This is a genomic window from Enterococcus sp. DIV0755f, assembly GCF_051713725.1.
Lineage (GTDB): Bacteria > Bacillota > Bacilli > Lactobacillales > Enterococcaceae > Enterococcus_D > Enterococcus_D casseliflavus.
Genome location: NZ_JBIOQL010000001.1, coordinates 364,129 through 386,578, shown reverse-complemented (window position 1 = coordinate 386,578; position 22,450 = coordinate 364,129). Strand labels below are relative to the sequence as shown.

The following is a 22,450-nucleotide window of genomic DNA, read 5'->3' as shown; positions in this document are numbered from 1 at the left end:
CTGACCTTTTGCGGTCGGTCCTGTTGGACGTTTTTCTTTTCTTTATAATTCTTGTCTCTTAAACACCAGATGTGCAGCCAAAAGACAAAGCAACAAACTAATCAGACTCCCAACAAAAATTGGTTGAACCATTTCCCACGTTTTGAAAGTGGTCATAGTCACCATCTCTAATCCGCCTTGGAAATCCAAGTATTCTAAGAATTTCCAGGTTGGCAAAGAAAAACGTGCAATCGCAAAGCCCATTGGAATAAAGATCGTCGCCAATACGCTGACTGCTGTATTTTTGGTCAAATACAACACCAACAAGGCAAAAGATGAGGTAGCCAGTAAGATCAATACAAAGCCAGCGAAATAATACACTAAGTTTTCTAGCTGAGAGATGTCTTCAAAGCCGGTACCGCCAATGATCGTTCCCGCAACAAAGCTCACTAAGCAAATAGCCAAAATTTGCAAGACAAGTACCAACGCATACACCAAGAATTTTCCAAAAAGATAGGCGGGTTTAGAAACACCGACGGTAATGATATTCTTCATCGTCCCTTTCGTGTACTCACTCCCTAAAACTTGCATCACTAACGGCAGTGAATAATACAACAACATGGAAGACAGGCTGGTCTGGATCGCAAGAAAGCCCGTCATTTCGGCAAGGCTGCCTGTGGTTTGCGTACTATCTCCCAGGGTGACTCCCACGTCACCATTTGAAACAACCGCTAAAATCACCAACAATAAAATAATTCCTTCTGTGATCCAAAAACTTTTACTTTTAGATAAACGATACAAATCTGCCCGAATAAAATTCAACATCTTAATTTCCCCCTTCACTTGTCACTAACTCTTTGAAATACGACTCTAGGTTTTCCCCTTCAAAAGAAATCTGGTCGATAGCGATCCCTTCATAAACCAATTGACGGATTAGATCACGAATCAATACATTTTCTTGGTAGATGTGGATCTTGTGGTCACTGACAACTTTATATTCAGAAATCAGCTGACTGTCCAGTAAGCGGCTAGCTGTGGCTACATCATCGACTTCTAATTGAATAAACCGTTTCGCCATCAGATCGAATTCGTGTTTGGTCATCTCTTTGATCAGACGCCCCTCACTAATGACCCCAAAGCGTGTAGCCACTAAGTACAACTCTTCTAAAATATGGCTGGAGATCAAAATCGTCATGCCGCGTTCTTGATTCAATCGTAAAAGCAACTCTCAAAATTCAACGATCGCGACAGGATCCAAGCCATTGATCGGTTCATCTAAAATTAGAAAATCTGGCTGATTCAACAAAGCAATCGCTAAGCCCAGTTTTTGTTTCATCCCTAAAGAAAAATCACGGTATTTCTTGTTGCCGACATTGGTCAAACCAACAAACGCCAGTGCTTTACTAACGGCATCAGGTTCCACCACCCCGCTGATTTTGCAATAATAGTTCAAATTTTGTTCTGCGGTCAATTGGTCGTATGCGACTGGGGTCTCAATCACATTACCGACCCGTTTCAGCATCTGGATGTACGCTTTGCCGCCTTCAACACCAAACAACTGCAGACTGCCACTGGTGGGTTGGATCAACTGCACGATCGCTTTTAGTAAGGTCGTCTTCCCAGCACCATTTCTCCCTACCAATCCATAAATATCTCCTTTGGCGATCGTTAGATCGACATCATGCAGCGCCAGCTGTTTGCCGTAACGCTTGTTTAATCCTTTGATTTTAAGAACATTTTCCATTTCTACTTCCTCCTTGCTTGCTTCTGTGATCATTCTAGCAAGCAGATCTAAATCAGCTATTAACTAATTATTAATTGATTCTTAACTCGTATTTTTTTGCAAAAAACAACTTATTTCTATTATACACAGCTGAAAATGCACCTTTCGAAGAAAATCTCTCTTTGGCAGCAACCCCTCTAGCAATAAATATAGAAGACGATCTTTTTGCTGCAGCTTTTGCGCTTTGTTTTTTGCCTCACAAAGAAAGAGATTCCTTCATGACAAGGAACAAAAAACGTGGTAAACTAGTCACGAATCAAAGTGAGGTGAAATACATTGGTAGCAGCTATTATTTATTGGGCAATGATCATTATCAGTTTCGGTTGGTTGGCAGTCAGCTTATATTTCTCTATCTTCTATTTAGCACGTAAAGAAAATGGCAATTTATGGGCATTTGGCTTTTTAAATGTCATCACAGCAATCATTCAAGCCATCGTCCTTGTGGTTTACCGTACCTTAGGACAAGATTGGGGCGTTACACAATACTCAAGCCTCATCTATCTAGCACTTGGCTTATTGCTTGGCTTGACAGTCATCCAAGCTGTTTTAGGCCGTGAACCAAAAGCGAAAGTCGCTTAAGGGTTCCAATAGACACTCGTAAAAACGATCCGCTTTCTCTTTGATAAAAATAGGGAAATGGTCGTTTTTTTGTTAAAAAGAATTGACATTTGGGTGCTTTTCTTCTAAACTCTGAGAAGAATCAAATTAAATACGAGTACCCTTTAACATTTAGGTAGAGGTCGCGAGGTTCATTAATCCTGCTGAGTGAAGCAACACGTTTACAGCAGAGCTAGGGAACATCGCCGAAACAAGATCGGTTTTGCTTGCATCGATTTTGTTGGGCCGCAAATGAACAATTTGCGGACTGTCTTAGCTTGTCTAAGTTGCGCTATGTTTTGTGAAAGGTTTGTCGACGATGACCTGTCAACAGCCGTTTTCCAATCATGGAGTACGGCTGTTTTTTTGCTTTTTCATCCTTACCTGCTTGTCCAACTCGTGAAAGGAAAGAGATAAAATGAAAAAAAATAATTGGATCTGGGCGGTCTTCGCCCTCTGTCTAACCCTCATTCAGCTGCCCCTAACCGTGCAAGCGGATGACCAAACGCCTGCGGAACAATTCCGTGTCGGTATGGAGGCAGGCTATGCCCCCTTCAACTGGACGCAAACGACGGACGCCAATGGTGCCGTGCCGATTTCTGGGGAAGAAGGCTCGGCGTTTGCCGGCGGTTACGATGTCCAGATCGCCAAACGAATCGCTGAAGGTTTAGGCAAGGAATTAGTGATCGTTAAAACCCAATGGGACGGTCTGCCGCCAGCTTTACAGGCGGGGACTATCGATGCCGTCATCGCTGGTATGTCACCAACGGCCGAACGCCGCGAGCAAATTGATTTTACCGATCCTTACTATGAATCCGACTTGGTGGTCGTAGTACGTAAAGATGGAGCATTCGCCGATGCCAAAAGCCTCGCCGATCTTTCGGGGGCAAAAATCACTGCTCAGCTGAATACCTTCCATTATACGGTCATTGATCAAATCCCTGAGGTCCAAAAAGAACAAGCCATGCGGGACTTCTCCTCCATGCGCGTTGCTTTAGCTTCGGGCATCATTGACGGCTACGTCAGCGAACGACCAGAAGGCGTCACTGCCGTCGGAGCAAATCCTGATTTGAAGATGGTCGAGTTCGATGAAGGAGCAGGTTTTGAAACCAATCCAGAAGACGTCCAAGTAGCAGTCGGGATGCGCAAAGGCGATCCCGATGTTGAAAAAGTCAATGAGATCCTTGCAGGAATCTCTGAAGAAGAACGGGTTTCCCTGATGGATCAAGCAGTCTTAGATCAGCCTGCAGATGCCAGCGGAGAAACGGCGGATCAAGGTCTGATCGCTGATTTCAAAAAAATCATTGATGATTACGGCATGCTCTTTTTACGAGGCGCTGGCTTGACCTTATTCATCGCGATCCTTTCAACGATCATCGGATTAATCATCGGTCTTTTAGTCGGTATCTTCCGGACACTGCCGCTTTCAGAAAATCCAGTAGGACGTTTCTTCCAACGAATCGTCAACGGCCTGCTGACCATCTATATCGAAGTTTTCCGCGGTACCCCAATGATGGTTCAGGCAATGGTTATTTTCTACGGAACGGCTCTAGCCTTTGGTGTCTCCATGAATCGCACGCTGGCAGCTGTGCTGATCGTTTCTATCAATACGGGTGCCTACATGTCTGAAATCGTTCGTGGAGGGATTTTTGCTGTAGATGACGGTCAATTTGAAGCAGCTCAAGCCATCGGAATGACCCATTGGCAAACCATGATCAAAGTCGTGTTGCCGCAAGTAATGCGCAATATTTTACCAGCTACCGGAAATGAGATCATTATCAATATCAAAGATACTGCTGTCTTAAGTGTCATCAGTGTTGCGGACCTCTTCTTCCAAGGTACATCAGCCGCTGGAACGAACTTCCAATACTTCCAAACATTTGCGATCATCGGTGTGATCTACTTAGTCTTGACCATCAGTGCCACCCAGATCTTGCGCTTTGTTGAACGCAAAATGGATGGTCCCAGTGCGTATGTCAAATTAGAAGACATCAACCCGAACGAATAAGGAGGAAGAACATGTCAGCAATCATTGAAATTGACCATTTAAAAAAGAGTTTTGGCGACAACGAAGTCTTAAAAGACATCAGTTTGTCTGTTAATAAAGGAGAAGTTGTCACGATCATCGGTTCTTCTGGTTCAGGAAAATCCACACTTCTTCGCTGCATCAACTTGTTAGAAAAACCAACCAGTGGGCAAATCATCTACTTAGGTGAAAATGTGCTGGAAAAAGGCTATGACTTGCCGAAATACCGTACGCATCTAGGAATGGTTTTCCAATCCTTTAACCTATTCAACAATATGAATGTATTAGAAAACTGCGTGACGGGACAAGTCACTGTTTTGAAACGTGATCGCAAAGAAGCAGAAGCGACTGCCAAAGAAAATCTGGAGCAAGTCGGTATGGCTCAATATGCCAACGCCAAGCCTTCCCAGCTTTCAGGCGGACAAAAACAACGGGTAGCCATTGCCCGTGCCTTATCGATGAATCCAGATGTCATGTTGTTTGATGAGCCGACTTCTGCACTGGATCCAGAAATGGTCGGTGAAGTGTTGAAGACCATGAATACGTTAGCTCATACTGGCTTGACGATGGTGATCGTTACCCACGAAATGGGCTTTGCCAAAGAAGTATCTGATCGGGTCATCTTTATGGATCAAGGTGTCATTGCCGAACAAGGGACACCTGAAGATATCTTTATTCATCCAAAAGAACAGCGCACCAAAGAATTCCTTTCCCGTGTGTTGAATTAATTTTCTGTCTTGAAACACTTAGCGGTCTTCTTCCGAGCTTTTTCGTCCTTTTTCAGTACGCTTGGAAGAATTTAATGCTAAGTGTTTTTTTATTCTCTAAACGACAATTGTCAGAATTTATCAAAAAATCACAAAAAACCATTGCTATTTGTTAGAAACTTTGTTATTTTTTTTAAAACTAAGGAATTATAGGAGCTTTCATTTATGGAAAAAAAGTTACAGTTTAAGGATTATATGTATGTTGGATCAATGCTTTTTGGTCTTTTCTTTGGTGCGGGAAATCTGATTTTCCCAGTCCACATGGGACAAGAAGCCGGTGCGAATGTCGGCTTGGCCAATCTTGGCTTTTTAGTAACAGGGATCGGCTTACCGTTTTTAGGGGTGATCGCCATTGGGGTTTCCCAGAGCAGCGGTGTTTTTGAATTAGCTTCTCGAATCAATCGACGCTACGCACTTATTTTTACGATTTTGCTTTATTTAGTGATCGGGCCGTTCTTTGCTTTGCCCCGTTTGGCTACCACTTCTTATGAGATCGGGATCGCTCCCCATGTTTCATCTGACATGCAAACTTGGTTATTGGCGTTGTTTTCTGCCCTCTTCTTTGGCGCTGCCTGGTGGTTTTCTCGTAAACCAAGCAAAATCTTAGATTATGTAGGGAAATTTTTGAATCCATTATTTCTGGTCTTACTAGGCGTTTTGCTGTTTTTTGCTTTTTGGCAACCTCTAGGAACCATCAGCGATGCGCCGATCTATCCTAGCTATCAAAGCGATGCTTTCTTTACTGGTTTCACCAACGGTTACAATACCCTTGATGCGCTGGCATCTTTAGCCTTCGGGATCATCATCGTCTCGACGATTCGCAATATGGGGGTTGAAAAACCTACGACGGTCGCAAAAGACACGATCCTTTCTGGTTCTGTCAGCATCGTGTTGATGGGGATCATCTATACCTTACTTTCTTATATGGGAACCAAAAGTCTAGGGCAATTTCCTATCAGCGAAAACGGGGGGATCGCTTTAGCACAAATCGCCAACCATTACCTTGGCACTGTCGGCAGTCTGCTGTTGGCTTTGATCGTTATCTCCGCTTGTTTAAAAACTGCCATTGGTTTGATCACGGCTTTTTCCGAAACCTTTGCTGGATTGTTTCCCAAGCAAAGCTACGGGTTCTTTATCGCTTTGACAAGTATCTTGCCAGCGATCTTCGCCAATGTCGGCTTGACCAATATCATCGAGTTTTCTATTCCAGTCTTGATGTTTATCTATCCACTGGCGATCACGTTGATTTTGTTGGCGATCATCAGTCCCTTGTTTCATCATCGTGCCAGTGTCTATCGAATGACGACATACTTCACATTGATCGCTGCAATCATCGACGGTTTAAATGCAAGTCCTGCACTGATTACCAACAACGCTTTCGTGCAAGGAATCTTGTCTTTTGCGTCAGAATATCTGCCCTTCTTCCAAATCGGGATGGGGTGGGTCGTACCGGCTGCGATCGGATTTTTGATCGGTTTGCTATGGTCGTGGTTCAAAAAAGACCCTGTTTCAGCCTAAATTAGTTAAAAAGATGAAAATAACCTACCTTTTTTTAAAGGGTAGGCTATTTTTTTGATTAAAAAGACTGACAGTTTCGTAAAAAAAAGATACAATAGAGCCACAAAGGAGGATACCTATGTTTTATGAAGAACTTATGATGGACCCGCAAACATTAATTAAATTTAAAATATTCCGGCGTATGCTGACTCTGCAAAACCCTAGCCACCCAATCGCACAATTGGCAAAGGAAATGGAGTTAAGCTACCAACAAGCTTTTATAGAGTTGACTGAGATCGACCAAGATCTAACTGAGTTAACTCCGGATCATATGTCGATACTCGGTCGTGGCGGTAAATTACAGCCTCAGAATATCGCGGTAACGATCGATGAATACCGCTTCTATTTATTGAATAAAAGCGTTCCGTTCTTATATGTTCTTTACATGCTGAATGAAGACCATCCTACGATCACGGATTTTTGTGCAAAATACGATGTCAGTCGTTCAACGGTGTCTCGCAAATTTGAACATCTAAAAAAACATTTGAAGCAATTTCAGCTTCGCTTTACGTACACTGAATCAAACTTGGTGGGCGATGAGCGTCTTGTGCGGCTCTCCCTATTCAATATCATTTGGTTAGGTACTCGTGGAATAGAATGGCCATTTGCGATCGCTGAGAGTGAGACAGAAAAAATGGTGGATCGATTCACGGAGTACTTCCCAATGACTCATTCTTATCTTGGCCGATTAGAGTTGAAGTATTTCGCCGCCTTGATTCTTTTACGAATCAAAAAAGGAAATTTTGCCAAATACGACAAGCGGTACAATTTCCTAATGAAAAATAATCCATATTTCGATTTTGAGCGTTTGACACAAGTCGTTGATCCTGAAGTTTCAATGACAGACAAACAATTAAAAGGCGAATCAGGGTTTATTTACTTGATGGCGCAAATCTTCCCATTCTATTTGAGTCCTGAAGAAGAAGCGTTGCAACAAACCTTGCAATTCTTTTCAAGCAAACAAAACCCAGTTTATCCATTAGTCGCAGACTTGTTAGCAGAGATGAAAGCAACCTTCTTTGCTTCACAACCTGGCCTGTTAGATGAGCCATTGGTCGTGGGTAATTTAATCAATGTGACTTTCGGCAACTACGTTTTCCGTCAGCCGTTTCCAAATATCTATCGCTTGCTGACGCCATCGATCAATCGCGGGTCTGCTGAAGAGCAGCTGCAGCAAAAAATCGATGAATTCTTAACGAGTTATCGCGAAGAATCCGCAGTGGACTATATCAACGATGAAAACCAAGAGCAGATGGCAACGATGTATACCCACGCCCTGCTGCCGTTTTATGATCAAATCCGTTATTCGAATCGTTTACGGGTAGGGGTTGCGTTAGAAGACAATTTCTTAGTCGTTCAAGGATTGAATCAATTCTTACATGACTTGACCTTCGTAGCAGCAGAACCTTATGATCTAAACCAGCAAGAAAACTATGATGTCATCGTTAGTTCCAATCAGTTGATGAAAAAACTCAAACCAGAAAAAATGAGTTATATTTGGGATTATGCGGCAGATGATCGGCAATACATTGATTTGTATCGTACCTTGAAAAACCGTTTTGATGAAAAGAACCTTTCTCTGTAATCAAACCGTTACGGTTTCTTAAGAACTTCCGAAAAGATTTGTCACAAAATATTCATATTTATCTCGTATACTCTATGTATACCAACAAACAACCCTAACTAACACTTTTTCATTTTTAACTCCTTCCCGTCGGCCACCCACCGACGGGTCTTTTTTTGCTTCTTTTCGCAGCCAGCAAACTTAAACACTTTCCAATCTTTTCTCCACAAAAAATTCATATTTGGACAGTATAGTATACATAACCCAACAAACAACCCTAACTAACACTTTTCATTTTTACTCCTTGCCTGTCAGCTACCCACTGACAGGCTCCTTTTTTTCTTACGGGGTTTGCCGTATACTAAAGCCAGGAGGTGTCCTATGACAAAAGCCATTACGACAGTTGACCAATACATTGCAGCAGCTCCAGCAGAACGACAAGCGACTTTAAAAAAGGTCCGTCAAACCATCAAAGCCGTTTTACCTGAAGCGGTTGAAAAAATCAGTTATCAAATGCCTACCTATCATCAGGGAGAAAATATCGTGCATTTTGCCTGCGCCAAACAGCATCTTGGCTTTTATCCCACGCCTTCTGCGATCACGGCCTTCCAAGAAGACCTACAACCCTACAAAACCAGTAAAGGGGCGGTTCAGTTTCCTTTTGCACAGCCGATCCCTTACGAACTGATCGCTGTGATGACCGCTTGGCGACTCGCAGAAGTCAAAAACAAGCACGCTTAACCAGCAATAAAAAAACCGCTGTGTCTAATGACGCAGCGGTTTTTTTGCTATGCACAGGCTTGTTTACAAGCCAGGTTTTGTATTCAAGGTGCTAACTTTCAGCACATGATGCAGGGGAATAATCCGCAGCTGCTGACGGTCGCTTTGTAATTTCAAGACAACTTGTTCTTTTGCTACCGTTTTGCCGACGATCCAGCCGGTAACGGTTTCAAAACCACCCAATTTCTCTGTTTTTACTTGCAGCACGACCAGGTGCTTGGCAGCGGCTGCCTCTTGCAGCGTTCGCTGGATTTCTTTGACTTTTTCAGACTGATTCTTCTTGTCAGCATCATCACTGAAAAAGGTATCCAGCAACGTTGTGGATGTCATCACAATGAGTTTGCCCAATTGTTTGATGGGCGATGGTTTCTTTTCCATTGGACATTCCTTTCTGCGCGTTGCAGCAGTTTATAAAAACCACACATACGTTCGCATTTCCATGGTTCTATTTTAGCAAATTTTTGGTAAAATACAAGCGAACACGCCTTATTTTTCAGAAGAAATAACCTCTAGCCAAAAAGGAATTCCTTCTTGTAGCAGTTGATAGGTCTCTTCGAAATCTCCTGTATAATAAGGATCTGGTACTTCCGCGGTTTCTTTACCAGGAACAACACTCAAATACGAACGGATCTTTGCGGTGGTATCGGCAGGTGCCAGCGCTTGAAGTGTTTCAACATTGCTTTGATCCATGCCGATGATCCAGTCAAATTTGGCAAAGTCTGCTTCTGTGATCTGCCGTGAAATGAGTCCCTCGCTGGATAAGTCTGCTTGACGCAATCTTTTTTTGGTTCCGGGATGAGCAGAATGTCCGACTTCCCATGAGCTGGTCGCTGCCGAATCGATCTGCCAATCCAAATTGCGTTTTGCTATTTCTGCTTTATAAATAGCTTCTGCCATGGGGGAACGGCAAATATTACCTAAACAAACAAATAAAACTTTCGTCATCGCTCACTGCTCCTCTTTTTCATAGATTTGGTGGCCAAAAAATTCCACATCCTTCGCCAAACGAAACAATTGCGTTGCAATCTCTAAAGGGGTCTCTGGAAAGTCGTTGTGAATCCAATTTTCCAAAATGCCTCCGCAGCCGTAGGAAAAGAACCGGCTATAAAATAGAATGTCTTGTTTCGTCAATTGTTGCTCTTGATCGACCTCCAAGAACAAGCGCTGAAAAAGCGGTTCTGTGATCTGTAGAAATCCGTTCATTAAGATTTCGCGGTCATAAGCCAGTGATTTGCGGTAAAAGGCCGGCGCTTGTTTCATTGCTTTCAGCATGCGCAAGGCGGCTTCTTCCCAGTTATCAAGGGAGACATCTTCTGTCGTCAAAAAAATCAGGGCATCTTGCCGATAGATCCATTGGATCAAAGCTTTTTTATCAGGAAAATGGTAGTAAAACGTCTGCCGATTGACTTGCGCCTTTTCGGCGATCTCCTGTACGCTGATTTTATTCACTTCTTTGGTCTCACAAAGGGTGATCAATGTCTGGCCAATCACAGCCTTCGTTTGTTTCCCATCCATCATAGGGCACCTCTTTTTCTTCTCTTTCTATCATACCAAATTTTCCTGCAAAAAAAAATCCTATCAAATGGTCCTTTTTCACAGACCTTCCCCGAAACCTTCATCAGAGCAATAGATTCCTGGGCGCTTTTTAAATAGGACAGGTTTCTACAAAAAACGCCTGCCTCCATTTGAGGCAGACGTTGCTTTCGATAGTCAAACGGCAGGTTGCTCATTGTGCCATTTTGGTTTGAAACTGTTCTCTTCGAATCACACTGACTTTTTCAGTGAAATTGGCCCAGTCGATGGGTCTAGGTGGTGCCAGCCATAAGATATGGTCGATCCCCAATGCACCATAAAAGGGTAAGTTTGAAAGAATCAGATGCGTATGATCATCTGGGTAACTTTGGAATTGGACATTTAAATCGAGGATTTTTTCGATATTCTTTTGGATCATCTGATTGTAGGAATCGCCAAATGAAAAGTCCACGCAGACATACAAGGGAACCAAAATCTCTTTTAGCGGAATCGTGGAAATCAACAGAATCAGGTACCTGAAAAACAAAAACTCTTTATTGTTCCATAAGATCGGCCGGTTGCGGCTTTCTTCCAGATAGTTACGGCAAAAGGCAGCATATTCTGGATAGGTTTCAAGAAAATACGTCACATCCATATATTGGTATTCATAGCGAGAACTAAAGGAAAACGACAAGAGCTGATAATGGATCGTTGTCGTTTCAGCATGAAGAAGTGCCAACGTATCTGCGGTTAAGGAAAACTGCTGTTGGACGGCCTGAATAAAATGCTCGTTTAATTGTTGGATATAGGTTTGTTCTTGATCGATGTAGCTATTGTTGTCGATCAGCCAGCCCTCAACGATCAAAAAGCGCAAAATATCTCGAGCTTCACGCTCTAGCACTTCTTGATCGGTGATCGTCAAAATCTCCTGCAGCCAGCGTTTCAATTCCTCAATGATCACGAGATGTTTGAGCAAGACTAAATCATTTTCCACGCTGTTTTGCAGGTAATGACCATTCGTCATCCGTGCCAAAACGATTCCTAGATAATGTTTCTTGCGAATCCGCATGCGAGCAGACTGTTCTGGTTTAAGCCAGGTGCTTTCATTAAAACGATCAAAGGTCTTTTCTTTTTCTAGGATTTCTTTTGGAAAAGGCGAATGATTCAGATAGTATTCCTTCATAAAAAAGAGAAAAATAAATTCCCTGATCTCACTTTCCTCCCCAACCAGCTGAAATTCTTTCGTCACTTCAATATCATATTCTTTCAAGATCAGTTTGAACTGTTTAAATTCTTTATAGACGGGATTATGGCTTAAATAGTGATTGGTGGCAAATTCGTATAAAGAAGACAATTGCTCAAAAAAACATTCTTTCAACATGGAAAATTTCAACGCTTGATCCAAATAATAGGTCAGCAGTGTATCGGAAGTTGCCAGCCCCGAGGCATTCAGTTTAATGACCGTCCCATCGGTCACGATCTCAAATTCCTCGTTCAATCCAAGTTCATAAAAATCAAGATTCAATTCTTGAACGGTTTTGTTGATCAAAAATTCCGACATGGTCAATTGATCCATCAATGTTTCCTTCGTTTCCGAAAGAGCGACTGCGTTTTCCAAATATTGCAGCATCACCAGTTTTCGTTTGTCCGCCTTATTCAAAAATGTCACAAACATGCGTTTTCAAGCCTCCATTGTTTTTTTGGCCATAAAGGACGTTTCCTGAAAATAAGTAGCACAAGCTGGCAAGATAAGAAGGCTTATCATCGCCATCACCATCTGTATTATTTCCTGGCAGTGCTAGATCGACGTTCAAACGATCCGGCGCAAAGACATCCTCCAGCATGACTCGTTGGGCAAAATGTTTTTGCTTTTCCAAAAAACTGCTTTCTGACAGTGAGGATCGCTCCGGCTCTTTTTTCGGAACGGTTTCTGGTTCAGGCGCGGGTTGTTCTTTGGATTCTTCCATTTCAGTTGGCGGTTCCTCCACTTTTTCTGGTATTTCTTCTGGTGGGTCCGTGGGGACGATTTCTTCTGAGGGGTCCAGCGGATTATAAATGGTCGCAAAAACGACTTGTTCTGTAACAAGATCGATCATTCCGATAATCATGCACGCACCAATGACAAAGCCAAATCTGCGTTTCATTTTATTCACCCTCCTTATCATCAGCGCATCTTCTGATGATGTTTCTACGACGCTGAACGGTCCAACAACTTATGGGCGCCCAGCAGACATCCACTAATTATAAATAAAATAACAAATAAAAGAAACCAATTTTTCATTGATTGTTGTTTCCATACCGTTTCTTGTTTTTCAACCATCACTTTTGCTGCTTTCGGCGTGCTGATTGTCGCCGCTGGTTTTTGTGGGTGATCGGCAGTTGCCTGCTCAACAGGAATTGCTGTCAGCACGTACCGTTCTTCTGTTCGAGTAGGCGTAGGACAAGTGATCAAGGTCAATTTTGGTGTCTGTTCTTCCTCTAGCACCGACAAGTCCGATTCGTCTACGATTTTTTTATCCGTAATGATATACTGTTGACTCTCCTCGAGATAGGTCACTGATACTTCCATCCCCACCTGTGCTTCTAGCAATTGACCAAATAACAAACTTTGTCTGCCAAGATGATGCCCTAAAACGACAAAATTGCTATTTTTCAACGAACGTTCGGGAAACATCACGACGCCGCCTCTCAGCAGCTGTTGATTCGTTAGTCCCACCAACAGCGGCTGCTGGAAATCGATCGCCTCGATTGCGACAAAGCCGTACCCAGTGATCGTTGTCGGCTGAGGCGCCAATACATCTGACAGAGCTGGCATTTGGATCGTTTCTTCTTCTGGGATCGTTGCCGGCAGTTGGGTGGCTATCGTCAATTGCGTGGTGCGTAATTGCCAACTGACGATGCTTTCTTTTAGAAAAGGCAGTGCCAGCAAAAGGATACCTACGATGATCAACCCATCGATCAAGCATTTCTCAAGGAGCTCACGCTTCATCCGTTTCATTTTTTTTCTTTCGTCGGTACCATAAAAGCAGCAGCAAGGCGAGTAGTAGCAACAGTCCGCCGATCAAGAAATAAAGCCATGTGTAATCTGTTTCGATCGTCACATCCTTCTTATTAAGATCACGTGCGACCTCTCCCGTCACTGTAAATTCTTTTTCGAAGGTCCATTTATAGAGATAGCTTTCTTCTTCGCCTTCTTCATTTTCAATTTTGTATTGCCCTTCATCGCTTTTTCCACCATAAGCAACGGAAGTCAACACGTAGGTCCCTGCTTCTAAACGTTGTCCTTCTAAAGAGATTGGGTACGAGAAGTTGGAATTAGGTGCCATTTGCATTCGTGAGGTATCCGAAGAATACAAGACGTCGCTATCACCTTTTTTCTTCACTTCATTGATCAGGCGTAATGAATTCAAGTAAGCTGCTTCAGGATTTTGAAGGGTGACATTGATAGTATTTCGGGCGTTGACTTGACCTGGTCCAACATCCAGCAGTTTTAGATCCGGTGAAACTTCTGTTGTGTTTTGTCGCAGTAAAATCGCAACGACATAGGCATACTCATTCTTGATAGCTAACCCTTGCTCTTCTTCACTGTCAGCAGTATCGGCTTCCTCTGTCGTCTCTTTTAAGGTCAATCCGCCTGCGATGACCCCTTCAAAGGATTCTGAAGGCATGGTGATCTTTAAGGGCAAGGTGATTTGGGATTGTTTGGGGATCGTGATCTCTTCATCCACTTCAATCAAATCAGCCATATCATAAGGCAAGGTTTCGTCCGCTTCGATGTCATTTTCGCCATATTCCACGACTCCGTTTAAGTTTGTGGTAGCTGAAGCGATCACTGGCGCGATGACGACCTCTTGATCGGTGTCATTACGCAATTGAACTTCAACGGTTTGTACCGTACCCGGCGCCATTTTCAAGTCAAAATAAGTTTTTTCTTTATCGATTTGATTTTCTGGAATTACGGGATTGACGGCAAAGTTAAATTCAGAAGCGGTTCCTATCGTTGGTACAAAAAAGAAAATACTTGCGAATAGGAGCGCCAAAAGCTGGTTGATTTTTTTCATGATGGATGTCCCTTCTTTCTATGTATTCTCCTTAAACCTCGAAAGGGTTCAAGGAGAAAGCTGGTACTTATGGGTTTGTTGGTGTGTCTGTCAGTAACCAAGTAAACGTGGTGTTGTATTGGCTGGCATATTTTGTCGTTGAGCCTGGAACTTCCAACTCAATGCTATCCATAGCTGCAGCTAAACTATCGCCCCAGCTCATTAGATAGGTCCCTGCCCCTTCGCCATCTTGGGCACTCATCACTAAGGATTGGGCACCATTTGGATTCAATGTGATCGTTGAACTCACATTTGATGGTTTTGGTGACAAGGAAGGTGTTACTACAGTTCCCTTCGTCAAGCGAATTTGCGCGGCGGTCAATTCTTGATCTTCTGCTGTTTTGAACTGACCATTTTGGCGAACATTCAATGTCCAACCGCTCTCTGTTCCCCGATTGTCTGTCACTTGGACAAAATTTGGTCCTTCTTGATTCACATTTGCTGAATCTACGTATTTTTGGGTTTCCGCATGGTAGATCTCTGTTTTTGAGGTGATTTTTTGCGTACCAAAGTAAAGGCTTGAAGCAAAATCAATCGATAACGGTCCGTTGGTTCCTGGATTTGGTCCATCTGGGTCCGTTGGGTCAACTGGTTTGATCGGATTTTCTGGATCTGGGTCTGTTGGACTGATTGGATTGGTTGGGTCTGTATTTGGTTCAAAAGTGATCTGTCCGTTTGAATTGTATTCTGCGCTGTCCGCTGCTTGTGCCAGCACAGGAGCAGCGAAGCTTAGCCCTAATACTGAGAGAAATGCTAGTGTTTTTTTCATGTCTATACTCCTTATCCTTCCGTTCCTGGTGTATCTGATAATACCCAAGTTAGTGTAGTCGTGTAGCTAACGGCATCTTTTGGTGTGCTGCCGGGTACAGAAAGTGCGACTGCTTTGGTAACATCTGCTTGTACTTCTTGGCCATCCTTATCTATTTCAGTGACCGTCTCAACGCTTCCCCAAGCGTTGACCCATGTTCCAGCACCCGTTTGATTTGCTGCGGTCATCACCACTGATTCAGCACCTGCTGCATCCAATGTGATCGTCGCTTCTGCCACTGGAGCAGTAACGCCGATCGCATTTGATTTAACGGCAGGACTTGTTAGGGTAATGACAGAACCAGTCAATTCTTGATTCAACGTCGATTCGTTTTTGAATTGACCATTTTGCTTCACAGACAACCGCCAACCAGCATTACTACCGCGATTATCCGTTACTTGAACATAATTGGCAGTTTTTAATGTAGAAACTGTGTCATCGTCATTCAAGTACCCTTGTGCTCGTGCATAATAGACTTCGTTTTTATTGGAGATTTTATTGACGCCAAAATCTAAGCTAGAGGCATAATCGATCGATAATGGTCCATTCGTTCCAGGGTTTGGTCCATCTGGATCGGTTGGATCCACAGGATTGACTGGGTTTTCTGGATCTGGATTTTCTGGATTGACTGGGTTCGTCGGATCGGTATTTGGAATAAAATCAACCGCCCCATTTGAGGTGTAAGAAGCCGCTTCAGCTGCTGAAACCTCAGTTGCTGCACTCGCTGCTGCCAATACGGCAAGACTTAAAAAGATCCATGCTGTTTTTTTCATTTCTATTTGACACTCCTTTATCTGTTTTACTGAAAATCAGTGATTTTAATTGCTTTCAGGGACATTCTTTAAATTCCAAGTCAATGTCGTCCGATACTCTTTGGCTAATTTTACGGAACTGCCTGGTACATTTAATTTTACTGCCGTTGACCCTTCCGTTGCATCGTTCCCAAACTTGTAGATCCAAGTGCCCATTCCTTTTCCGACAGGTGCGTTGACCAATGTGATTTCACTATCGGGTACAAAGGTATGACTTGCCGTAACCGTTGGTGCATACTGCATATCGGTGACCGAAGTTGCTGCACCTGAGGCGATCGATAATGAAGCCCCGACTAGTTCTTCGTCATCAGCCGTTTTGAATTGTCCGTTTTGCACAACGCTCAATGACCAGCCTTCTTGTGTTCCTCGTTTATCTGTTACTTGCACATAGTTTGGTCCAGCAGCGCCAGCTGTGAACTCTTGCAGCTGTGCGTAATAATCTTTTGTTTCGGAAGTGATCAGTTGGTTGCCAAATTGAAAGCTTGAAGCAAAATCGATCGATAATGGTCCAGCTGTTCCAGGGTTTGGTCCATCTGGATCGGTTGGATCGACGGGATCCACTGGTTTTTCTGGATCGGTCGGATCAACTGGATTGGTTGGATTCGGGTCCGCTTCAAAAGTGATTGCTCCATTTGAGGTGTATTCAGCGGCATTAACGGTTGTTGGTAACAGAGCAGTGCTCATCAATAGAATGCCTGCCGTCAAGAAAAGTTTTTTCATTTTTTGTTCTCCTTTTGATTAAAATGATTCCTGCTGCCAACAAAACGACAAGACCACTGCTTTGATAGCTATTAAAGTGATCCGACCCTGTTGCCGGCAGAATGTTGTTGCCTTTTTGATTTACTTGTTTATTCCCTGGCTGTTCTTTTACGGGCTCTTCTGGCTCCTCAACTGGTTCTTCATAGACACCGAAAAAGGAAGTAATGCCATTGCTGTCATAGGCACCTGCTTCGGCTGCTGAAACGAGCTGAGGAAACATTAATAGACAGCCAGCAATAATACCGATCATGATTTTTTTCATTTATTTTCCTTCCTTTATGGGTTGCCAGGTGCCGAAACTAGCTGCCAGCTCAAGGTTCCTTGATAGTCCCCGACTTTTTGCTGTTCGACTGGAACGGTAAGCTTGATTCCTTCATTCTGACTTTCGCCCCAGTGCTGATTCACGACGTATGTGCCATTTTCTGTCAATTCCGTTTCCTCGATGATCATTTCCCCATTGGTTATCATCTGTTCTTGACCGTTTGTCACAAAGCGGAAGACATCGGTTAATTGATCTGTCCCATCCGTTAATGGCTGTTGCTCTTTGACCGTCAAGCGCCATGGACTCCGTTCGGACCCTCTCGTATCTTTCACTGCTAGCTCGCCTATAATCGTTGGCCAATAATCTTGTGTTTCTGTAGCAACTTTCTGCTGCCCAAAATCAAAGTCTGTTGGCACACTGCTTAAAATAAGCTCGCCGGCAACTGCGACATTGACGACTTTTTCTGCCCGTTGACTGCCTGCTTCATAATGGTAAGCCGTTGACACATTTTTCAACAGCTCAGCTTCCGTTGCTTGCTGGATCGCGGCAAAAGCTTGTGGATCGACAGTCGGTGGTACATTTGCCCGATTATCTGCAAAAATCGTGGTTGCTTGGGTATAGTCTGCCAAAGCGGCTTCATCTGTCAGTGCCGTTGCTTCTGGTAAGGTCAAACGGACATCTTTTGCATAGACGGCAAATTGCCGATCAGCAGAAATGACACTTTCATTTTTGACCACCACCAGATTCACGGTAGTTTCTGCCTGATTCTGATCGTTTTCCCCTACGGAAAAAGTGACCGCTTGTTTGCGGTAGACCGCTGTTTCTAACGGTTCTTGAATCGCAGCTAAGACCTCATCTGTCAGCGTATCCTTAAAGAAAGGACGCCCGCTGGCTTCGAGATAAGTCACGGCTTGTTCTTTTGTCAGCGATTGTGCCTCCTGCTCTGTAAGGATCACATTGCGGGCTTGGACTTCCGCCTTATTTGAGTAGCGGACACTGATATCGTAACTATACTCCCCATCAGGACTCGTCCAATCAACTGGCTCTGAATCTGGTTGTTCCGTCAACTGCTGATCCGTGCTATCCAGCTTGCTGGATTTGATTTGACCCGCATAGACCCATGAACCGGACGTTTGGGTTTCTGGTGTGAACGTCAATGTTGGCAATTCCGCTACCGTGTAAGGAATCAATAAACGCCCTTTTTGCACCTGTGTCCCCGCCTGCTCAGTTCCCCATGCTTGCAAAGTCAGCGGCGTATTGTTCTCTTTGACTGCCGTTACATTGTGACTAATGGCACCGATCCCATTCGCGACTCCTGGTGTTTCGACTTCGTAGTTAATGATCGAGCCTGGTATTGCAATACCGTACCCATTGGCTGCATTGGTCACATCGTTGTCCCCGATGAAGGTTTTCCCAGTCGCTTTTTCGATCCCGCTGAAATTGATTGGCGTGATTGCTGCAGCATTAGCAGCAGTTGGATTTATGGTCAGTACTTGATAGGCACTAACCGCCCCAAACCACGTTCCTTGACTGTTGACTCGAGAACCTGCATCATTGGTCGTCGTTTTCAGCCACGTTAAATGATCTTTATCCGTATCTGGTGTGGCGAAATCCGAGAGATTGATTCGCCCCGTTCCCGGCGGCGACTCGATCGTCCCTTTGTCTTCTACCGTTAACTTCGCCCCTGAAATCAAATTCGTTGCGGAAGAAATCCCGATACCAGCATCCTTTGAAAGATGGATGTCACCGAACTGATGATAGGTCGTTGCGTGATTGGCAGCAGTCGCTGAACGGCCATTTTTGATGTCTCCCCCATTGGCCATCAGCTTGATGCCGTTTGTCACATTCAATTCGGTAAAGTTGACGATCCCCAGACCCGTCACAGCGATTGGATCAGTTTGATAAGAAGCTGTCCCATCGACATTTTCACCAAAGTTCATCTTCACTTGATTACTGCTGTTGGCTACGATCGTGTTCGTAAAGTTATCTGACGCGTTTCCGCCTGAGATCCCATTGATACTTTTGGCTCCTTGAAGTCGCATCTCGACATCTCTTAAAATTTGATTGGAAGAAATATTGGAATAATACGTGGTGTATAAATTCCCGATACTTGATCCTTCCGCCTGGATATTCATATAAATTTTGCCGCTTCTCGTATTGCTAGCAGTCCGTCCGCCATCACCATAGATCGTTGCCCCATTCAGCGCATCTGACCCCGGCTTTGTGTAAATGTTCAATGTAATCGTATTGGAGCTGTCGGTCCCAACGATATTTGTACTGTTAAACGGATTACCGCCTGAGATGTTCGTTCCAGAAGGAAGGGCAAACTCACCATCGTAATTTCTCAAATCCAATGTCAAACTGGCATTTCCTAATAACCGTCCATTGTTCGTAACACCGCCTGAAAAACCATTAGACCCTGTACGCGGAGTACCTGAGAAGTTTCCGTCAAACACTCGATTATCTGAGTTTCCGTTAATGGTGTGGGAAGAAGCGACACCATAAGAGGCACCGAGTGAGGCATTGATCACCCCATCATAAACCGTTACTGCGACATTGCCGGTCACTAATAAGTCATCCCAGCCGCCACCAGATAAAAACCAGTCTACTTGCCCATTATTTACTGTCGTTCGTCCATCTCCGTAAACACGGCGTCCAGTATAGCCTGTTCCTTCTAGCGTATCGACGATCCCAGAGTTCAAAGTATTGGAAGAATTTCCCTCAATGACACCTGAGAAGGAACCACCGTAGGTCCAGCGAGCAACCGTGTTATTCAAGATCGTTTTGGTATTCCCTTTAATATAGATATCCCAAGCTGTTCCTGGATAACCGCCGCCACCAACGATATCCCATCCAGATGAATAGCCTCTCGTTTTATTGCTCGTTGAGTAATCTAGATTTGTCGGTCTGGTTCCTGTGTAAGCAATCCCATCTCCCCCAGGACTACCATCCGAAGTGATCGTACCAACTTCAATCGTCGTATTTCCCTCAACATAGCCGCCTCGACCAGCTGCCGTCGAATAAATCGCACCGTTTGAAAAGGAACCGCTGACTAGATGAGAAGTGATATCGCCATAAACTTTAAAACTTGCCGCTGCTTCTGCCAGTGCTGCTCGTTGCTCAGGAGTATAATTGTCATACGTCGTCGTATTCGAAGCCCCCATTGAACTTTGAGTCAAGGTACTAACGTTGTTTCCCCCACCGCCGTTAAAATCACCAATTCCGCCGACGCTGGCACTCGGTCCCGCTTTCACGGTGTTGACGATGTTTCCTGTGATGGTACCAGTATTCCGATTGCCACCTTCAAATTCACTCCGTCCAGTGGAATAGCTGCTGGCATCAAGGTTGGTCACGATGGCATCCTTAGAACGGTCAGAGCCGATGTTTCCATAAAATGAACCGCCTACAAACCGATTGGATATCCCTGACCAACCGCCTGCACCCGAGATCGTACTGCGGATCGTTCCATTGATGTTGCCATATTGAACGCCACCAGCAAAAGTACTTAAACGGAAGCTTGCATTGGTGGTTTGAATCGTCGTTTCAACATTGCCTGTCACATTGGCTGTATTGGAAGCGTTTGTTCCAAAACCACCGCCATAATAATTACTTAAGGTCCCATTCAAACGATTGATCGTGACACTGGTATTCCCATCAATCGTACCGATATTGGCACCTCCAGCGATCGTACTGATATTACCTACTGTATTATTTACGACAATTGCTGTATTCCCGGTCAATGTACCACCGTTTTGATTCCCCCCATAAATGTTCCAAGTTCCTGAACCTGTCGCATTCAATGTGATCGTTGGGTTTCCCGAAAGGTCGCCATTGTTGCTTCCCCCATAAATCGCAAGACCATTCCCGGTGGACCCACCGTTCAACGAAAGGCTATACCCATTCATGTACATCCTCGTACCACTATAGTTGAGGTTTCGAATCACTACATCAGAACCGAAGTAAATGTCCGTGCCAAGTGCAACCGTGCGACTCCCAGTGGTCAACGTTGTTGCATCTGTGATGGGATCATCACTATGCCCTGTGATGATCAAGCGGCTGACTTTTCCTTGTAGCGCATAAAAAGTCATGTTCGTATTATCGACTGTGGCTGGAATCGTCTTTGAAGTCAGATTCGTTGGCAGTGATAGCGATCCACCCGAGCCAACATACAAAGCAAATTCTTGGCCATTGCCGTTTTGATACATATCAAACAACGCTTGACGAATGCCTTCAGCACTATTGGTGTATTCGGCATATGCTGATCCATCTCCAGCTGGGCTTGGTACAGCGATCACTTTCGTTTTATCGGCTTCTGCAATGATCTCTTTGATCGATTGCTCTGCCAACGAGATGTCCGCCGCTCTTGCCTTCACCGTCGGTTTAAAAACAGCAGTTAAGGTTTGGTTCTCCGTGAGAATCAATTCGGTCAACGCTTGACTTGTATAGACCGTGCCATCTAACGACCAGCCTTCAAAAGCAGTATCATCTTCAAAAACTGGCAACTCACTTTCTTTTAGTGCTTCCCCTTTGTTTTTGCTGATCTGAGTGCGGGTTTCCCCGGTAGCAAATAGATGCTCCGTGTCTGTCAGAAAGGTCACCTGTACTTCTTCTGCAGCTTCCGATGAAGCTTCTGTTTCAGATGAAGCTGTGTCAGTGGCTCCTGTAGACGAATCTGTCGAAGCAGGTTCACTAGATGCTTGCACTTCAGTTTCGTTCGTCTCTTCCAGACTGTCGATCGATGAAACGACAGGGTCAGAAGAAGACATACTTTGTTCTTCACTTGTTTTTGTAACACTTTCGGCTTGTGCCACTACCATTGCATATGAAAAACACGGACCTGATGTTAGTAGAAAAACAAGTAAAGTTGTTAAAAACCGTTTCACTTTATCCCTCCTATCTAAAAAAAATAAACGTATCGCGCAGTGCACGCCCTGTGTTACAACTCTTAGTTTAGCGAGTTGGCGAAAGAGAATTATAATTCTTTTTTTCTTCCATTCAAAATTATGATTATAATTGGTTTTTCATAATTCTGATTTTTGTAACTTCCACATCTTAGAGCTATCTGTGACTCGTCGATTGAAAAAAAGCGTAAATTATCAGGATGAATCATCGATTCTTTTCAAAAAACTGCTTTTCTCTTTCAT

19 protein-coding genes, 1 pseudogene and 1 riboswitch are annotated in these 22,450 nt (G+C 43.9%); of the genes and pseudogenes, 6 read left to right on the top strand and 14 right to left on the bottom strand.

All coding sequences use genetic code 11. The features are described from left to right. Positions 1–42 precede the first annotated feature (42 nt). Entirely contained in the window at positions 43–804 is a 762-nt protein-coding gene (locus tag IGI73_RS01815; RefSeq protein WP_010748673.1) for an ABC transporter permease, read from the bottom strand. A gap of 1 nt (position 805) precedes the next feature. Further along, a pseudogene (locus IGI73_RS01810) lies at positions 806–1,723 on the bottom strand (ABC transporter ATP-binding protein). Between the two features lie 315 nt (positions 1,724–2,038). Here IGI73_RS01810 and IGI73_RS01805 point away from each other — a divergent pair. The 6 genes from IGI73_RS01805 (at position 2,039) to IGI73_RS01780 (ending at position 9,014) form a co-directional block, all read left to right on the top strand. Next, the gene (locus IGI73_RS01805) at positions 2,039–2,341 is read left to right on the top strand and encodes a hypothetical protein (RefSeq protein ID WP_005227198.1); all 303 of its coding nucleotides are present in this window, start codon (positions 2,039–2,041) and stop codon (positions 2,339–2,341) included. Positions 2,342–2,488: 147 nt separating this feature from the next. Next, a riboswitch (Lysine riboswitch) is annotated at positions 2,489–2,662 on the top strand. A gap of 115 nt (positions 2,663–2,777) precedes the next feature. Further along, positions 2,778–4,367: an ABC transporter permease subunit gene (locus IGI73_RS01800; protein ID WP_016609561.1), complete on the top strand. Its 1,590-nt coding sequence runs from the start codon at positions 2,778–2,780 to the stop codon at positions 4,365–4,367. Positions 4,368–4,378: 11 nt separating this feature from the next. Further along, positions 4,379–5,113 (top strand): amino acid ABC transporter ATP-binding protein, encoded by a 735-nt coding sequence (locus tag IGI73_RS01795; RefSeq protein ID WP_005227196.1) that lies wholly within the window; start codon positions 4,379–4,381, stop codon positions 5,111–5,113. A 204-nt stretch (positions 5,114–5,317) separates the two neighbouring features. Further along, on the top strand, positions 5,318–6,670 hold the full coding sequence (gene brnQ, locus IGI73_RS01790; RefSeq protein ID WP_086338985.1) for a branched-chain amino acid transport system II carrier protein: 1,353 nt from the start codon (positions 5,318–5,320) through the stop codon (positions 6,668–6,670). A 118-nt stretch (positions 6,671–6,788) separates the two neighbouring features. Beyond that, a complete protein-coding gene (locus IGI73_RS01785) occupies positions 6,789–8,294 on the top strand; it encodes a helix-turn-helix domain-containing protein (RefSeq protein WP_005227194.1) in 1,506 nt (501 codons plus the stop codon). Positions 8,295–8,654: 360 nt separating this feature from the next. Next, positions 8,655–9,014, top strand: a complete 360-nt coding sequence (locus tag IGI73_RS01780) for an iron chaperone (protein ID WP_074934419.1) — start codon at positions 8,655–8,657, stop codon at positions 9,012–9,014. Positions 9,015–9,077: 63 nt separating this feature from the next. On the opposite strand, the gene IGI73_RS01775 is transcribed toward IGI73_RS01780, so the two are convergent. The 12 genes from IGI73_RS01775 to IGI73_RS01720 all read right to left on the bottom strand — a co-directional run bounded on the left by IGI73_RS01775 (position 9,078) and on the right by IGI73_RS01720 (position 22,189). After that, positions 9,078–9,431 (bottom strand): hypothetical protein, encoded by a 354-nt coding sequence (locus tag IGI73_RS01775; protein ID WP_005227192.1) that lies wholly within the window; start codon positions 9,429–9,431, stop codon positions 9,078–9,080. 108 nt (positions 9,432–9,539) lie between these two features. Further along, complete coding sequence (locus IGI73_RS01770) at positions 9,540–9,998, bottom strand: low molecular weight protein-tyrosine-phosphatase (RefSeq protein ID WP_015508845.1); 459 nt, start codon at positions 9,996–9,998, stop codon at positions 9,540–9,542. Between the two features lie 3 nt (positions 9,999–10,001). Further along, positions 10,002–10,571, bottom strand: coding sequence for a TetR/AcrR family transcriptional regulator (locus IGI73_RS01765; protein WP_005227190.1), 570 nt, complete (start codon positions 10,569–10,571; stop codon positions 10,002–10,004). Between the two features lie 208 nt (positions 10,572–10,779). After that, positions 10,780–12,240 carry a helix-turn-helix domain-containing protein gene (locus IGI73_RS01760; protein ID WP_438759019.1) on the bottom strand — a complete coding sequence of 487 codons (1,461 nt, stop codon included), beginning with the start codon at positions 12,238–12,240 and terminating at the stop codon, positions 10,780–10,782. After that, complete coding sequence (locus IGI73_RS01755; protein WP_015508844.1) at positions 12,218–12,709, bottom strand: hypothetical protein; 492 nt, start codon at positions 12,707–12,709, stop codon at positions 12,218–12,220. Before IGI73_RS01755 ends, IGI73_RS01760 begins: the two co-directional genes overlap by 23 nt. Before the next feature lie 44 nt (positions 12,710–12,753). Further along, a complete protein-coding gene (locus tag IGI73_RS01750) occupies positions 12,754–13,554 on the bottom strand; it encodes a class A sortase (protein ID WP_428207051.1) in 801 nt (266 codons plus the stop codon). Further along, complete coding sequence (locus IGI73_RS01745; RefSeq protein ID WP_016609552.1) at positions 13,544–14,626, bottom strand: DUF916 and DUF3324 domain-containing protein; 1,083 nt, start codon at positions 14,624–14,626, stop codon at positions 13,544–13,546. The genes IGI73_RS01750 and IGI73_RS01745 overlap by 11 nt, the downstream gene beginning before the upstream one ends. 67 nt (positions 14,627–14,693) lie before the next feature. Then, positions 14,694–15,434 carry a WxL domain-containing protein gene (locus tag IGI73_RS01740; RefSeq protein ID WP_060792398.1) on the bottom strand — a complete coding sequence of 247 codons (741 nt, stop codon included), beginning with the start codon at positions 15,432–15,434 and terminating at the stop codon, positions 14,694–14,696. Positions 15,435–15,445: 11 nt separating this feature from the next. Beyond that, complete coding sequence (locus tag IGI73_RS01735; RefSeq protein ID WP_428206893.1) at positions 15,446–16,246, bottom strand: WxL domain-containing protein; 801 nt, start codon at positions 16,244–16,246, stop codon at positions 15,446–15,448. Positions 16,247–16,291: 45 nt separating this feature from the next. Further along, entirely contained in the window at positions 16,292–17,005 is a 714-nt protein-coding gene (locus IGI73_RS01730) for a WxL domain-containing protein (RefSeq protein WP_016609549.1), read from the bottom strand. Continuing rightward, positions 16,938–17,306 carry an LPXTG cell wall anchor domain-containing protein gene (locus IGI73_RS01725; protein WP_010748658.1) on the bottom strand — a complete coding sequence of 123 codons (369 nt, stop codon included), beginning with the start codon at positions 17,304–17,306 and terminating at the stop codon, positions 16,938–16,940. Before IGI73_RS01725 ends, IGI73_RS01730 begins: the two co-directional genes overlap by 68 nt. 14 nt (positions 17,307–17,320) lie before the next feature. Next, the gene (locus IGI73_RS01720) at positions 17,321–22,189 is read right to left on the bottom strand and encodes a hypothetical protein (RefSeq protein WP_438759018.1); all 4,869 of its coding nucleotides are present in this window, start codon (positions 22,187–22,189) and stop codon (positions 17,321–17,323) included. Positions 22,190–22,450: the final 261 nt, after the last annotated feature.

Coding starts and splice junctions, on each gene's coding strand:
- IGI73_RS01760 (WP_438759019.1), bottom strand. CDS start 12,240: ATGTTTGTGACATTTTTGAATAAGGCGGACAAACGAAAACTGGTGATG.
- IGI73_RS01765 (WP_005227190.1), bottom strand. CDS start 10,571: ATGATGGATGGGAAACAAACGAAGGCTGTGATTGGCCAGACATTGATC.
- IGI73_RS01735 (WP_428206893.1), bottom strand. CDS start 16,246: ATGAAAAAAACAGCATGGATCTTTTTAAGTCTTGCCGTATTGGCAGCA.
- IGI73_RS01725 (WP_010748658.1), bottom strand. CDS start 17,306: ATGAAAAAAATCATGATCGGTATTATTGCTGGCTGTCTATTAATGTTT.
- IGI73_RS01775 (WP_005227192.1), bottom strand. CDS start 9,431: ATGGAAAAGAAACCATCGCCCATCAAACAATTGGGCAAACTCATTGTG.
- IGI73_RS01815 (WP_010748673.1), bottom strand. CDS start 804: ATGTTGAATTTTATTCGGGCAGATTTGTATCGTTTATCTAAAAGTAAA.
- IGI73_RS01785 (WP_005227194.1), top strand. CDS start 6,789: ATGTTTTATGAAGAACTTATGATGGACCCGCAAACATTAATTAAATTT.
- IGI73_RS01800 (WP_016609561.1), top strand. CDS start 2,778: ATGAAAAAAAATAATTGGATCTGGGCGGTCTTCGCCCTCTGTCTAACC.
- IGI73_RS01780 (WP_074934419.1), top strand. CDS start 8,655: ATGACAAAAGCCATTACGACAGTTGACCAATACATTGCAGCAGCTCCA.
- IGI73_RS01730 (WP_016609549.1), bottom strand. CDS start 17,005: ATGAAAAAACTTTTCTTGACGGCAGGCATTCTATTGATGAGCACTGCT.
- IGI73_RS01755 (WP_015508844.1), bottom strand. CDS start 12,709: ATGAAACGCAGATTTGGCTTTGTCATTGGTGCGTGCATGATTATCGGA.
- IGI73_RS01750 (WP_428207051.1), bottom strand. CDS start 13,554: ATGAAGCGTGAGCTCCTTGAGAAATGCTTGATCGATGGGTTGATCATC.
- IGI73_RS01770 (WP_015508845.1), bottom strand. CDS start 9,998: ATGACGAAAGTTTTATTTGTTTGTTTAGGTAATATTTGCCGTTCCCCC.
- IGI73_RS01740 (WP_060792398.1), bottom strand. CDS start 15,434: ATGAAAAAAACACTAGCATTTCTCTCAGTATTAGGGCTAAGCTTCGCT.
- IGI73_RS01795 (WP_005227196.1), top strand. CDS start 4,379: ATGTCAGCAATCATTGAAATTGACCATTTAAAAAAGAGTTTTGGCGAC.
- IGI73_RS01745 (WP_016609552.1), bottom strand. CDS start 14,626: ATGAAAAAAATCAACCAGCTTTTGGCGCTCCTATTCGCAAGTATTTTC.
- brnQ (WP_086338985.1), top strand. CDS start 5,318: ATGGAAAAAAAGTTACAGTTTAAGGATTATATGTATGTTGGATCAATG.